The sequence below is a fragment of the Kriegella aquimaris genome, assembly GCF_900103215.1.
GTDB classification, from domain to species: Bacteria; Bacteroidota; Bacteroidia; order Flavobacteriales; family Flavobacteriaceae; genus Kriegella; species Kriegella aquimaris.
Map to the genome: position 1 here is coordinate 572868 of NZ_FNGV01000002.1, position 13668 is coordinate 586535.

General features: G+C 40.5%; 9 protein-coding genes and 1 tRNA gene. 6 read left to right on the top strand and 4 right to left on the bottom strand.

What is annotated here, in order from left to right; translation table 11 throughout:
• The first annotated feature begins 116 nt into the window (after positions 1 to 116).
• Together BLS33_RS07550 and BLS33_RS07555 are read left to right on the top strand one after the other, a co-directional pair.
• Positions 117 to 1034 (top strand): serine hydrolase, encoded by a 918-nt coding sequence (locus tag BLS33_RS07550; protein ID WP_089886909.1) that lies wholly within the window; start codon positions 117 to 119, stop codon positions 1032 to 1034.
• Positions 1035 to 1052: 18 nt separating this feature from the next.
• Positions 1053 to 3878: an Npt1/Npt2 family nucleotide transporter gene (locus tag BLS33_RS07555; protein ID WP_089886911.1), complete on the top strand. Its 2826-nt coding sequence runs from the start codon at positions 1053 to 1055 to the stop codon at positions 3876 to 3878.
• Here the strand turns inward: BLS33_RS07555 and BLS33_RS07560 are convergent.
• The 3 genes from BLS33_RS07560 to BLS33_RS07570 form a co-directional block, all read right to left on the bottom strand.
• Positions 3875 to 5137, bottom strand: coding sequence for a serine hydrolase (locus BLS33_RS07560; protein ID WP_089886913.1), 1263 nt, complete (start codon positions 5135 to 5137; stop codon positions 3875 to 3877). The two genes, BLS33_RS07555 and BLS33_RS07560, sit on opposite strands and share 4 nt — an antisense overlap.
• On the bottom strand, positions 5134 to 8046 hold the full coding sequence (locus tag BLS33_RS07565; RefSeq protein ID WP_089886915.1) for a PEP/pyruvate-binding domain-containing protein: 2913 nt from the start codon (positions 8044 to 8046) through the stop codon (positions 5134 to 5136). Before BLS33_RS07565 ends, BLS33_RS07560 begins: the two co-directional genes overlap by 4 nt.
• Before the next feature lie 244 nt (positions 8047 to 8290).
• Positions 8291 to 9595, bottom strand: coding sequence for an ADP-ribosylglycohydrolase family protein (locus BLS33_RS07570; protein WP_089886918.1), 1305 nt, complete (start codon positions 9593 to 9595; stop codon positions 8291 to 8293).
• A 154-nt stretch (positions 9596 to 9749) separates the two neighbouring features.
• Between BLS33_RS07570 and BLS33_RS24820 the strand changes: the two genes are divergently transcribed.
• Complete coding sequence (locus tag BLS33_RS24820) at positions 9750 to 9896, top strand: hypothetical protein (protein WP_176801351.1); 147 nt, start codon at positions 9750 to 9752, stop codon at positions 9894 to 9896.
• A gap of 139 nt (positions 9897 to 10035) precedes the next feature.
• Here the strand turns inward: BLS33_RS24820 and BLS33_RS07575 are convergent.
• A tRNA-Phe gene (locus BLS33_RS07575) sits at positions 10036 to 10108 on the bottom strand.
• A 120-nt stretch (positions 10109 to 10228) separates the two neighbouring features.
• Between BLS33_RS07575 and BLS33_RS07580 the strand changes: the two genes are divergently transcribed.
• Genes BLS33_RS07580 through BLS33_RS07590 form a run of 3 tightly spaced genes read left to right on the top strand, consistent with a single transcriptional unit; the run spans position 10229 to position 13666 of the window.
• Positions 10229 to 10957 carry a type III pantothenate kinase gene (locus BLS33_RS07580; protein ID WP_089886920.1) on the top strand — a complete coding sequence of 243 codons (729 nt, stop codon included), beginning with the start codon at positions 10229 to 10231 and terminating at the stop codon, positions 10955 to 10957.
• Positions 10958 to 12250, top strand: a complete 1293-nt coding sequence (locus BLS33_RS07585; protein ID WP_089886922.1) for a BamG family beta-barrel-assembly machinery protein — start codon at positions 10958 to 10960, stop codon at positions 12248 to 12250.
• Positions 12251 to 12292: 42 nt separating this feature from the next.
• On the top strand, positions 12293 to 13666 hold the full coding sequence (locus BLS33_RS07590) for a tetratricopeptide repeat protein (protein ID WP_089886925.1): 1374 nt from the start codon (positions 12293 to 12295) through the stop codon (positions 13664 to 13666).
• Positions 13667 to 13668 lie beyond the last annotated feature (2 nt).

The window sequence follows — 13668 nt, forward strand, 5'->3', positions numbered from 1 at the left end:
TTCGCGGAATCTTGATTTTGTTCATTTTTTCGACAACCGGTGCTTCCGAAAATTTAACGATTTAGCGATTCATCAATTGAATACCTTTGGTTATATTTTATCAACCTGGTTTATGTATGAAGACTAAAGTTTTATTTGTTCTATTGGCATTTATTGTTTTTGAACACTTACCTGCTCAACAGGCTTTGCCAATTCAAATTGATGATGCTAAAATCAGGCCTTTACGAAAGCTTGTAGATAGTTCGCTACAACTCAATTTAGAAAGTGAATTAAGGGCGAATGCAGAATGGAGAAAATTGATAACGGAAAAGAAAATGTCGGTGGGGGTAGTAGACTTGAGCAACCCTGAAAGTGTACGTTTCGCTAGAATTAATGGGAACTACATGATGTATGCCGCAAGTTTGCCTAAAATTGCCATTCTTTTGGCTGCAATGGATGCTATTGAAAAAGGCGAATTAAAAGAAACGATTGAAGTCAAGAAAGACATGCGCCTCATGATCAGTAAATCGAATAATCAGGCTTCTACCCGAATGATAGATCGCGTAGGGTATAAAAAAATTGAAGAGGTGATGACCCACCCTAAATATGCTTTTTATGACGAAGAGACTGGCGGCGGACTCTGGGTCGGAAAACGATATGGTGGAGGGGGAAATACAAACAGGGAGCCATTGAAAAATTTAAGTCACGCGGCTTCGGTTACCCAAGTATGCAGGTATTATTATTTGTTGGCCAATGGAAAATTGGTGAATGAAAAACGATCAAAACAGATGTTGGATATTATGGAAAATCCCGATCTGCACCATAAATTCGTCAATACTTTAGATGAAATTGCACCAAATGCACGTTTGTTCCGAAAATCGGGTTCTTGGCGTACCTATCATTCCGACTCTGTTCTCGTTTGGGGCGAAGACCAGAATCGACGTTATATCTTGGTGGCGCTTGTCGACGACCCCAATGGTGAACAAATCATTAGAAATTTAGTAAGGCCGATTGAAAAGGTGATAAGAAAGAATATACCTTTGGTGCTTAAATAGCTAGGCGCCAAAAGATATATGTTGCAAAATCTCATACAGAAAGTATTTGATGTACGCGAAGGTGAATTTAAGATTTCACTTTTGATGCTCTCTTATATTTTTTTGATTATTGCTGTGCTGCTGATTATAAAGCCGACAGTAAATGCCCTCTTTCTTTCTGAACTGGGGGTAGAACACCTGCCTAATGCTTTTGTGTTGGTAGCGATTGCAGCGGTTGTTAGCTCTTGGTTTTATTCAAAAGCCCTGATGAAGTTTTCACTTCAAAAAATAATTAAAGTCAGTCTATTGACTTCCGTAGTTATTTTGGTAGTCTTGGGCCTACTTTTGAAATTGAATTTTGTAGCCGGCTGGCTTTTGTATTTCTTTTACGTTTGGGTGGCTATTTATGCAGTGCTGACCGCTTCACAATTCTGGGTGTTGGCCAATCTGGTCTTTAATATTCGAGAGGCAAAACGTTTGTTCGCTTTTATTGGTTCTGGAGCAATTTTGGGAGGAATTTTTGGAGGATACCTTACCTCTTTCCTAGCACCCATTATTGGTAATGACCATATGATTTTTATTGGTGCATTGCTTTTATTTTTCTGTATTCCATTACTTCGAAAAATATGGAAGTTACGGGTCAAGAAACTGGGTAAGTTCAAGGAAAAAAAAAGGACGTTGAATATTTCCGAACGACCTTTTCAACTCATCTTGAAATCAAAACACCTTACCTATGTAGCCTGTATTGTTGCCGTAAGTGTTTTGGTGGCCAAGTTGGTCGATTATCTGTTTAGCGATTTTGCAGCGGCAGCTATTCCCGATCCGGAAGAACTGACCTCTTTTTTTGCATTTTGGTTTTCTACTTTTAATTTACTGTCTTTGGCCATACAGTTGTTCTTTACACACCGGATCGTGGGCATTTGGGGTGTTGGCTTTTCACTGCTTCTATTGCCGATCGGTATTTTTGCCGGAAGCCTTTTCTTTTTTATTCTACCAGAACTTTCTGCAGTAGTCGTCATCAAGGCCATGGATGGTGTGTTGAAACAATCGGTACACAAAAGTGCTGCTGAACTAATGGTACTGCCCCTTCCTTTTGAGTTGAAAAATAAGACCAAATCATTTATAGATGTGGTGGTTGATAGCCTTGCTACAGGTGTAGCAGGTTTTTTGTTGATTTTTATTGTTCAAGGCCTAGAGTTGTCCTCGTTCTACATTGCCGCTTTAATAATACTGTTGGTGGGGGTGTGGGTGTTTTTTATTCTTCGTGTTCGTAAAGAGTACTACAAAACTTTCCGCAGTAATTTGGAAGAGTTGACAGAGCAAAAGGTAAAAGTGCAAAAAACATTGGTTGAAAATACATCTACAGTACGGGGGATGCGCATGGTTTTTCAAAGTGGCACCGAGGAGCAGATTCTCTTTATGTTGGGTAAATTGATGGAAATAAATGACAAGCGATTTGAAGAAGACGTACAGCATTTATTGCAGCATCCTTCTACGAAAGTACGCGCGGCCGCTATGCGTAACCTATATTTTTTGAATAGTTCAACAATGATTACCAATGTCTCGGAATTGCTGAACACTCACGATGACGCCCTTACCATTGCGACCTTAGAATACCTTTTTTTACATGCTGGAAAAAATAGTGGTCTTATTTACGATAGATATCTGGATGATTCCAATAAAAAGATCGCAGATGCCGCACTCATTTGCCTGGCAAGGGAAGCTAGGGATAATCAGACGCTGAAATTAGCCTATAATCTAAAGCAACGTATTCAAGAAAGGGTTGAAGAATGTGGTTCTGGGTCAAAAAATGTGAAAGTCGCCGAAACAAAAAATGTCTTACTGGTAATCGGTATGGCCAATATGCCCGAATATTATTCGTTCATCTTTGACAATTTTTCAAACGACGCTACTGAAGTCGTTGAAACCGCCATAGAAGCAGCGGGGATGAGTATGTATGAAGACTTTATTCCTGTTTTACTCAATTTTTTAGAGAATAAAAAGTACCGTAGAAATTCCGTAGCTGCACTGCAAAATTATGGGATGAAAATGATTTCAGTACTGACCAATACTATATTGAATCGCTTGACGACCCTTGAAATATGTCGCTTTGTTCCAATGGTTATAAAAGGTTTTAATTCGCAAGAAGCGGTTCGCTGTTTGCTGGAGCTTTTGAACGATCCCGATTTAGGAATACGTTTAGAGAGTATACGCGCATTAAGTGAAATAAGAAGAAATCATCCCGAATTAAAATTTAATAGGTATAAAGTAGTGGCCATTATTTTGGAGGAATGTAAACTGCATCATAAGACATTGTCGGCAATGCATACCCAGATCATAATTTCGTATCGAAACCGTAAAAAGTCGCAGAAAGAGATTACCGAAGCGGAGCGTGACGCGCGTACCAGTCTTTTAGAGCTTTTAGAGCGACGCTTAGATGCTGGGTTAGAACGTATCTTTAAATTATTAGGACTTCGATATCGGCAAAAAGATGTTGAAATTGCGTACGAGGGCCTTTTGAGCGAAAAACAGGAAGCTCAGGCCAATGCCATTGAGTTTTTAGATAATTTGCTGACGGGAGATTTGAAAAGAACCTTGTTGCCCATTATCGAAGAAACCGCCTTGGATGTGTCTTCGGAAGAAGTGCTCCATAAAATAAAACATACGGTACCGACCGAAATGGAGTGTTTCAAGCTTTTGCTCGAAGGCAATGACCTTAAACTTAAATTAGCGGTTCTGTATTTGATAAAGCACCAAAAAAGCGAAAAATACATTCCAATTGTCGAAAATTATGTCAAAAGTGATGATCTCAAATTAAGAACTTTTGCAGCAGAAGCCTTAAATGCCATGCGTCGTTCAGATTAATTCTTCCGAATTATTTTGTCGATATTCCCAGCTAGGTACATATGGTCACTGGCTGAATTTTTTCGTAAAACATTGGTCATCAGAACAACCAAATAGCGACAATTATCAGGGTGTTCGACGATAGCCACTGAATTCATAAAGTTTTGAACATTTCCCATATATTTTCCGCAAGCTTCTCCCTTACTACGGTCGCATTTGTACAGGCTACCCGATTTAAAATATACGGCTGCTTCTTTTAACGCAGGGGCTTGCGCATAACGTATGCGTCTATCGGTCATATATAGTAATCTTTTCATCTCTAGACTGCTCTGGGCATCAATGACATTTCCCTGTTCCAATTGAGCCAAAAATTTCATCAGCCCCAAAGGAGTACCGATACTTCCTCCTTTATCGCCAACATACGTATTCGCACCTCTTGTAAAAAAACTGCCCAAGCGCCATTCATCCGCTGTAATCCCCAAATCCCTCAATGGAAGATTGACCACATCATTACCCAAATCCGTTAAGTCTTTTTTTGGCGTTGTCTTAAAGTATTCCAAAGCTTCTTCCTCGGTTAGCAAAGGGTAATCATGGCCAAATGCGGCCATAAGCAATACCTCGCGCCAAACAATACTGGCCGCCCCATTGTTACTCACTGAGAGCATATGGTCGGCCCATTCATATAGGGTGAAGACATCGCTGGCAACTACCTGTCGCTTCACCAACGTATTTTTTTCAATATTGTAAATAGGGATTGTATGCTCGTCGGTCAATCCCCAAACCCCGGCCTTGACCGATTTGTTTCGCAACAGCTCTGTGCGTTTCTCCCATGAATCGGGGTATATGTTGGCCAGTTGCGTAAAAAGTCCGTTCAATACGGCAAGCTTCCCTACGCTGCCAGGTTGGTAGCCGAAAGTTTCATTGCGTTGTGCATAACGTATGTTGTTCACATCGGAAATGTCTAATACTGCCAGTGAATAACTTTTGTCAAGTCCCTTGAACAGATTGCTTATTTCAGATTGAAAAGCTTCATCTTTTTTTAGAATGATACCCACACTGTCGGTACTTCTAGAAGTCAGGTTTAGATTAATCTCGCTATACGATTTTAGTGCCCCTGCCGGAAGTGCCGTGGCATCCTTGATTCGGCCACTTTTAATTAATTCCAAACGTTTAAGGCGTTTGATTCCAGTATACTCATACCCATCAATGGGGTAATAGTTTAGTACCGAAAAAGCGGAGCAACAAAAAAACAGGTTCGTGTATAAAATTATATTTTTCATTGAAGTCTAGTTGAAAGTAAGAGTTCTTTATTACTATCTATTTTAGGGGTAATCGATTCTAAATACTCAGAACTCAGGGCTTTTTTGTTTTCAACAAAGGGTCGAATTTGAAAGAGCCATAATTTATCGTTTTGAAAACCGAGTTCAACGTCATAAGCTCCATCATAATCTGATTTGGTTTCTTTGGGAAGTGTTTTTCGAATGGTTTTTGCGAATTCTCTGATTTCACCGATATTCTTTTCGTTCAAAACAGCTTTCTCAAAAGTTGCAGTTTGTTGTCCCGTTCCCCCAGTTTGTGGCAAACTATTGTAATAGGTCTCCCTTGCAGGAGCCAAAAGCCGATATCCCCCCTTATCGTAAATGGTATAAGTTTCTGCGGACTGGCCATCAACCGCTCCGCCAGCGCCTCTGCTAAACGCAACGGTCAGGTCTTTTTCATTCCCTGAATTGATGCCCTTTGTAATCAAAACGCCTGAATAATCAACATCAACACTCGGTATAACTAAAATTGAAGGAAAGACATTTTCAGGGTTCAATAAATACTTTTGGCGCCATTTAAAACTTCGTTCGGTATATGGTGAAGCCCAAACTTGCTTGATGCCATTCAATATCTTCTGCTTGTCGACTACATTGAAAAGGGTAAGGTTGAGACCGGCACCCGTGAAATCTTTTAGATCTTCCATATTGGTGTCGCTACGTAGAAAAACTGGGATTTCACCAAGGGATTTACCTAAAATACCCTTGAAATCTCTTTCAAGCTGGGTTATGAACTCCGCCTTTAAGTCCATTTTATTAATGGCATCGCGTAATATTTGAAGCTGAAGCAATTGAAAATTCTCTACTTCAGCCTCAGAAATGTTTTTACTGCGCATTTCATCCGCATTGGCGAACATAGTTTTTAAAAATTGCCAATAGCTGTCGTTTTGCCCAGGCATTGCTTGGTCCATATGTTCGCGAAATATGCCAAAGGGTATGACAAGGCCTTCCACAACTTTATCTGAGAACATTTTCTTTAACTGCCCTAGATTTGCCGCTTTTGGCCCGCAGAGCTCCCCTGAATCACTTGCGTCAACATTTCTAAGATTCAAAATCTGAGTTTGATCTAGTCGTATTTTTTCTATGGGCACTTCAATTTTATCGGTGCTACGATTTTTTTTCATAAACAGTCCTCGTTCTTGGGCCGTCATCTGCGACTCTGGTTTTAAGATAACGTTGCCCTTGTTCGATACCGCATAGAAGACGTTTTGTCCGCTATATTTGAGTAGGCTTTGAAGATTTTCATCGGATAGCGCGGCATTGGGTATACCTAAATTTCGAGCGAGCAACTGCACGTGTGAAACCATATTCCCCTCTGCAACAGTGGCTATACCCGCTACAGGTTTTAAATCGGAAGGAGATTTTCTGAAAATATAGATCTTATTGGAGGACACCTCTATATCTTCCGGTGAACCTGCAACAACTACTAATTCGCCAAATGCATAGCCAGGGTTGAGTCCGCGTACGGTACTTGGGTTCGTAATATCCATGATGGTATTGACCAAGGCTGATTCTCTGGCTATAAAATCACCCAAATCACCGACACTTTTTCCCAGATGTAATGCTATAGAACCGCGAATGCGGTCATCAATAAAACCATATGTCTTGGGCTCGAAACTACTGTAAGTGTTAACTTCTTCTTGGTAGTTTGCCTTTACCATGGCGGCACTCCACTCAACAGTGCTACGGGCGGTTTCTAAAATAGTAGTCAATTGCGCCAGCGTCATTTGCTCAGTATCGAATTTGCTCAATGTGGGTTGTATCTGCTCCCACTCCCAAAGTTCCAAATACCCGGCGCCAACTGCACCCTTTGCCAAAGTTTCTATTTTCTGCAATTGTTGTTTTAGTGTTTGAGGTTGCCAATTAGGAACATTTTTAAATAGCAGCTCTTCGAGTTTCAATGAAATATCTAGAAGTTGAAGTCGTGACGATGGTCTTTTTTCGGCTAAAATTCCTTGTCTTATTTGCAATAAGAGATTTGAAGTTTCGACAATGAGTTGTACAGGGTCACTTACTTTACTGTTTTTAGAAATATAGTCATCGATAGTATTGCCCAATGGAGTGCTTTTTAGTGCGGCGGCTTTGGTCCCCAAATTTTTTATATCCAACGGTTCAAAGAAGTTGGTCATAGTGGCAATGAGTCCATTGAGTTTTTGGTTCAGAGAGGTGTTGAGTTTGGCCCTGTTCTTTTGTCGAAATGCTTTTACCTTTTCGATATCGTCAGCTTCGGGTTGACCGTGTATTTTTACCCTTAGCTCCATAAAAGCAGGGTATTCATCGGCGATTACTTTTGACTGGCTACGCATAAGTTGGGCGAAATTATCGTCTCCACTATGGGGAATATCTTTGAGTGATTGGCGTACAAGAAAAAAGTTTTGCTTTAAGACATTATCTTTCGTCAATAACCATTTGTAAAATGCGATTCCGGAGGCTTCCTCATCTTCCGCTTGCACGGCTCCGCGGTAAAATTGGCCTTTTTGGTTTACCCAACCATTATCTACGGAGCGTAGATATTTATCAAGTTGGTACTGTTTTAGACGAGAGTGGTCGTTTTCCGCATCCCAGAAATCGGCGGCAGCTGTGTAAGTCAGCAATTGACCCAAGTAAATATGGTGATCCTTTCCAAGTGCAAGAACGGCATCTTTATATCGCGCATGTTGAACACCGGGACCGATATTTTCAGGGCAGGGGTCTTTTGGAAGACGGACACTTCCATCACCACAAAACCAGCGGATGTCTTTATATGGGCCGCGAATATCATTTTTATATTCCGCTATTTGTTTTTTTAACTGGTCGGCATCCCACTTCTTCTGGCCATTTGCTATGGGCGAGAGAAATAGTATAGCGTATGTAATTAGTATGTATTTAATCATTTATTCTAGTAATGTTCTTTGAACTATAATATAGCAAAAGTACTGCCAATTTCAATTGATAATTGAAATGTTCGATTTAATTGGTCATGGAGTATAAGGTAGTATTAGGTAACGGATAAACGAAGGGGAGGTTACCAATATTTTACATCAAATGATTAATAAAGAAAGTGTATAGAACAGATCGAAATAAGTTGTTCTTGATTGATGAATGCGCAATGTAATTTATCCTCAGTACTAGATTTGCTTATAGAGTTTCTTTATCTCTAGGTAACATTTCTTGGGCCAAGGCTTCAAGGTCAATGCCCATTTGCTCTTTGTTTACTTTCAATACCTTATTCCGTAGTTCTTCGGGCAGATTCGAAAATCCGTCTTTTGCTCCAAGAATCATACCTACTACGGCGGCTACGGTGTCATTGTCTCGCCCGTAATTTACGATAAACTGCATGGTTTTTGTGAAGTCCCCTTCCCCAAATTGCAGGGCGGTAACCAGAATTTGCCAGATTTCACCAGAATGGAAAGCGATAGCTTTTTCATTCTTTTCTAAAAATTGATAGACCATTTCTTGACGCACCCAATCGCTTTCTGCTCCCGTAAAATTTTTGGGCATTTTGAATTGAAGCGAATCTCTTGCGGTTACCGAATCGTTTTGTGTTATGTCATTTACACCTAGCACGTGTTTTATAGAAACATCGGCAACCGAATAGGCGATACGGCCTACCAATCTACTGTCTTGATATCCATTGGGGTCAACAAAAGTTGCGGTATTCAATATAGAGTCCATGTTTTGGGTGCGCATCGCCATTTGGGTCATGGCAGCGACTAAGCCAGATATATCTTTGGCGTATCCCAAATCAAAAATAGAGTGGGCGTAGCCCATATTATAGGCGCCCTCTACGTTATGGGCGATAAGACCGAACATCGGGGTATAAAGTTGTCCGGCACATGACATTTCTCCACCATAAAACCGGTTTAACGATTTTTGATATTCTTCATCACTTTCTTGGTAGGCTAGGGAAACTCGGGCCCATTCCTTGATCCAATCCATTTTTTCTATTTTTTCGTCCAATAGGTCGGTATTGGTCAAAAGATCCTTATCGGCCAAGGTTCTGGCAAGAGATTGGTAGTAGTCAGTTATGAATTTTGAGAATTTTTTAGCTTCGGGCTTCCCTTTACTATCGCTAAAATACTTGACCATAAGTAATTTCCAGCGTGTGTCATCGGTAGTTGTGCCAGCGGAAAGGTTATGCCCCCACGTTCCCTCCGGTGATTGTGTACGAACTGCAGGGGTAAGTCCGGTGATATAACCGTACTTCAATTGAATATCTTTTCGGTGCCACATTTCGGTTGAAGCTCCCATAGCATCTCCTATGGCTGAACCCACAAGGGCGCCCAATACTTTATCGTACTTCTCGGTTTCGGAAAGCTTTAAGGTATCTGCTCCATAAGCGATTTTCTTCGGGGCTTCGATATCGATTTTAAGCGGCATTTCCTTGCAAGAAAAACCAGCAAGCAATGGTAGGAGCGATAGCAGGGAGAGTATCTTTTTCAAACCTATTATTTTTTTAAAGTTAAGTTTTTTTCGATTTGTATGCCTACAGTGAAGGTGATTTATACATTTTTATACACTGGATGATAATCAGGGATAAAAGTCAGATTTTATTTTTGCTGGTAATAGATGCTTTCTAAGTTGTACCGATTAAAAAATGTCTGATAGTTATGAAAAAGAGGGAGATCGGGGTATTGGTGCAAAATCTGCTTTTCTTGAAAATCTCTGGAAAGTACTATTGATTATGGTGTTTTTGATAGGGCCAATTCCCAGTCCGTGGCCATCGCTGTATATGCCTTTTTAAAATAATGTTTTCTGTGGAGTTTCAGTCGTTCCGCTACATCGAGAGTCTCCCCGACATAATAGTTTCCCCGCTCGGGCTATGGATAATGTATAGAAAATGTATCATAAACAAAAAATCCCCGTAGGTACGGGGATTTTCGTGGTGCCTCCAGGAATCGAACCAGGGACACATGGATTTTCAGTCCATTGCTCTACCAACTGAGCTAAGGCACCATGCCATTTTAAGCCAAAGGCTTTGCTAAGGCGGGTGCAAATATAATTTCAATTTTAAGAACTGCAAACAAAAATTCAAAAAAAGGTGCTCGTTATCCAACATTTTTTGATCTTTGCCCTATGAACTTAATAATCGATGTCGGAAATAGTTCGGTGAAACTGGCCGTTTTTGATAGGGGAAAATTGCTTCATCAGCAGCAAATGCGGGGTGAATCACATGTTGAGCAGGTAATGGAGGTCTGTGATCGGTATCCAGAATTGGAGCGTGCCATCGTATCGGCGGTGGGGGAGCTCGATGAAAAGATGATTAAAGTGTTGTCCGTTTTTTGTTTTGTGCATATGCTCGACCATAAAACAAAGACCCCGTTCAAGAATTCATATGCGACACCACAGACCCTTGGTGCCGATAGAATTGCATTGGCCACGGCCGCTTTTTATCACAATCAAAAAGGCAATACGCTGGTAATCGATGCGGGTACCTGTATTACTTATGATATGGTCAACGATTATGGAGAATATCTAGGTGGTTCTATTTCTCCTGGTTTGAACATGCGGTATAGGGCCTTGCACGAACAAACTTCGAATTTGCCTTTGCTCAAGTTTGAAGCGCCTTTTGATTTTATTGGTAACTCTACCCAGAGCAGTATTCAAAGCGGGGTGATAAATGGTATTTGTCATGAAATTGATGGGGTCATTGACCAATATAATTCCCGTTTCACAGATTTAACAGTTATTTTAACAGGCGGTGATGCCCATTTTTTGTCTAAACGGTTAAAAAATACCATATTTGCGCTTTCCAATTTTCTCCTAGAGGGATTAAACCATTTGTTGGAGTACAACAAACCTTAAATGATTAAAAAAATTGTTATTTTGTTGGTGTACGGTGCCGTAACCGGCCTGTTTGCCCAAAATGGTACTGCTTCACCATATTCCTACTTCGGAATTGGGGACATGCGGACCACAAGTACCGCTGAGAATCAGATGATGGGAGGTATTGGTGTTTACGCCGATAGTATCCATATAAACCTAAAAAATCCGGCGGCCTACAGTAAGCTTGGAATACCGGCAGGGGGTGATTTCGGAATCACAACCTACGCCGCAGGGGTCTCTCGTAAAGAATTACGTCTTAAAAGTTTTACCGATGAGCAGCGTAGTTCGATTACCAACCTTGATTATATTGCATTGGCTTTTAGTTGGCGCAAAGGTTTGGGTATCGGTTTCGGTGTTATGCCCTATTCATCGGTAGGCTATAATTTGGTATCGGAAACTACCAATAGTAATGGAGAGGCGGTCACTAATCAATATTCTGGTGAAGGCGGCTTGAACAAAGTCTATTTTTCTGCTGGTTACGAGGTTATAAAAAACCTGAGCATCGGGGTCACGGCCAATTTAAATTTTGGAACTATAGAGAGCAGCCGCCTGCAGATGACAGAGAATGTTCAATTTGGTACGAAAGACGAACGGATGTCAAAAATAAATGGGGTAGATTTTGCCTATGCCTTGAACTACACGCCAAAAATTAATGAGAGACATACGTTACATTCTACCTTGCGTATCAATACCCAAGCTAATTTGGTGGCCAGAAATACGAGGAGAATCGGTTCTTTTTCATTACAGAATGGTGGGGATATAGAAGTCGTTGATGTTGATTTGGCTGCACAAGGTCTTGATAAAGAGGGTTTTCAGATACCTACAACAACAACCCTAGGTTTGGGGTATGGGGAAGAACGAAAATGGTTCTTGGGGGCCGAGTACAGCTTTCAAGGGTTAAGTGAGTATTCAAATAGTTTTTTAGACACCGAAAATTTGGTGTATAAAGATGCAAGCGTCTTGGCTTTGGGAGGGTTCTTTATTCCCGATCATGACTCCTTTGACAATTATATCAAAAGGATCACATATCGCGCAGGATTGAGATTGGACAAGACTGGTATGATGGTCAATGACGCGGAAATTAATAACTTTGGCATAACTTTTGGAGTTGGATTACCGTTGAGTAGAGTAATTCCCTCGAATCTTAACCTGGGTTTTGAGTTGGGAAGAAGGGGTACTACGTCAGCCGATTTAGTTGAAGAGAGTTACTTTAAAGTCAATGTAGGATTGTCTTTGAACGATTTATGGTTCTTGAAAAGGAAAATAAATTAATAAAAATTTAGTACATTAACCAAATATAAAATATCTAATCAGATGAAAAGGAAATTTTACTTCACGGCGGTAGTGCTTTTGGGGTTCATGGGAGTTAGTAATGCTCAAGCGCAAAATCAGGAATGTATGACCAACCTTTCGATTTATGTAGAGCATGTCAAAGTGAAAAACTATGATGCAGCGTATACCCCTTGGAAAATGGTGTATGATAACTGTCCAGATGTAAACTGGGCTAACTTCTTATATGGAGAACGTATTCTTAAAGATAAAATAGAAAAATCATCTGGAGCTGAAAAAGATGCCGTCATACAAGATTTATTGACACTTTATGACAATAGCACAAAGTATTTTCCTAAAAAAGCGACTCCGGCTACGGTGGCCATAGACAAGGCTCTGTTGAAATATGAGAACAAAATGGGTTCTGATTCTGAAATTTATGAAATGCTCCATAAGGCATTTCAAGAAGACCGTAAAAATTTCAAGAACTCTAGAGCGCTTTATTTGTATTTTTCCAGTTTGGTCGATTTGCACAAGTCTGGTAAAAAAGACTTGCAAGAAGTATTCGACGTCTATGATGATGTGAATGACAAAATAGAGGAAGAGAACAATGAGTTGACAGCTGTTGTAACCAAGTTACTGCCGAGAGATTCATTGGGCACGATTACTTCGAAGGAGAAAAGGTCGTTGAAAATTGCAACTACTAATTCTGAATCCTACGGTAAAATTGCTGGTAGTATCGACTCTAAGTTAGGAAGTTTGGCCGATTGCGACAATTTGATTCCTTTATATGAAAAGAGTTTTGAAGAAAAGAAAAGCGACGTTACTTGGGTAAAGCGCGCTGTGGGTAGAATGTTCAACAAAGAATGTACCGACGATCCAATGTTTCAAAAATTATTTGACGCACAAATGGCCTTAGATCCTTCTGCTGAAGGATGGGTTTATAGCGGAACGATAAAAATGAAGAATGGTGACACTAAAGGTGCATTGGCCGATTTCGATAAGGCTATGAGTCTTCAGACCGATGGAAAAAAGAAATCTGGTATTGCCTATAAAGTTGCTGTTATCAATAAAAGAAAAGGGAGTAAATCTACTTCTAGAAAATATGCGCAAATGGCGATCGATGCAGATCCATCGAACGGCAGGGCTTATTTGTTGATTGCCAGCCTATATGCAAGTAGTGCCAATGAATGTGGATCTACAACCTTTGAGAAAAAGGCGATGTATTGGAAAGCCACTGACATGGCTGTTAGAGCTGGTAGAGTTGATCCTGCATTAAGTTCAAGTGCCAATCAGGCTGCTGCGAGTTATAGAGCGAAAGCACCTTCTAAGACCGAGATTTTTAATTCAGGAAATGCCGGTAAGACAATATCTTTCAGCTGCTGGGTCGGCGGAAGCATAAAAGTGCCCAATTTATAAGA

What these genes read in the sequence shown, in the direction of transcription:
- BLS33_RS07550 (WP_089886909.1), top strand. Translation starts at nt 117, where the DNA reads ATGAAGACTAAAGTTTTATTTGTTCTATTGGCATTTATTGTTTTTGAA.
- BLS33_RS07555 (WP_089886911.1), top strand. Translation starts at nt 1,053, where the DNA reads ATGTTGCAAAATCTCATACAGAAAGTATTTGATGTACGCGAAGGTGAA.
- BLS33_RS07560 (WP_089886913.1), bottom strand. Translation starts at nt 5,137, where the DNA reads ATGAAAAATATAATTTTATACACGAACCTGTTTTTTTGTTGCTCCGCT.
- BLS33_RS07565 (WP_089886915.1), bottom strand. Translation starts at nt 8,046, where the DNA reads ATGATTAAATACATACTAATTACATACGCTATACTATTTCTCTCGCCC.
- BLS33_RS24820 (WP_176801351.1), top strand. Translation starts at nt 9,750, where the DNA reads ATGTCTGATAGTTATGAAAAAGAGGGAGATCGGGGTATTGGTGCAAAA.
- BLS33_RS07580 (WP_089886920.1), top strand. Translation starts at nt 10,229, where the DNA reads ATGAACTTAATAATCGATGTCGGAAATAGTTCGGTGAAACTGGCCGTT.
- BLS33_RS07585 (WP_089886922.1), top strand. Translation starts at nt 10,958, where the DNA reads ATGATTAAAAAAATTGTTATTTTGTTGGTGTACGGTGCCGTAACCGGC.
- BLS33_RS07590 (WP_089886925.1), top strand. Translation starts at nt 12,293, where the DNA reads ATGAAAAGGAAATTTTACTTCACGGCGGTAGTGCTTTTGGGGTTCATG.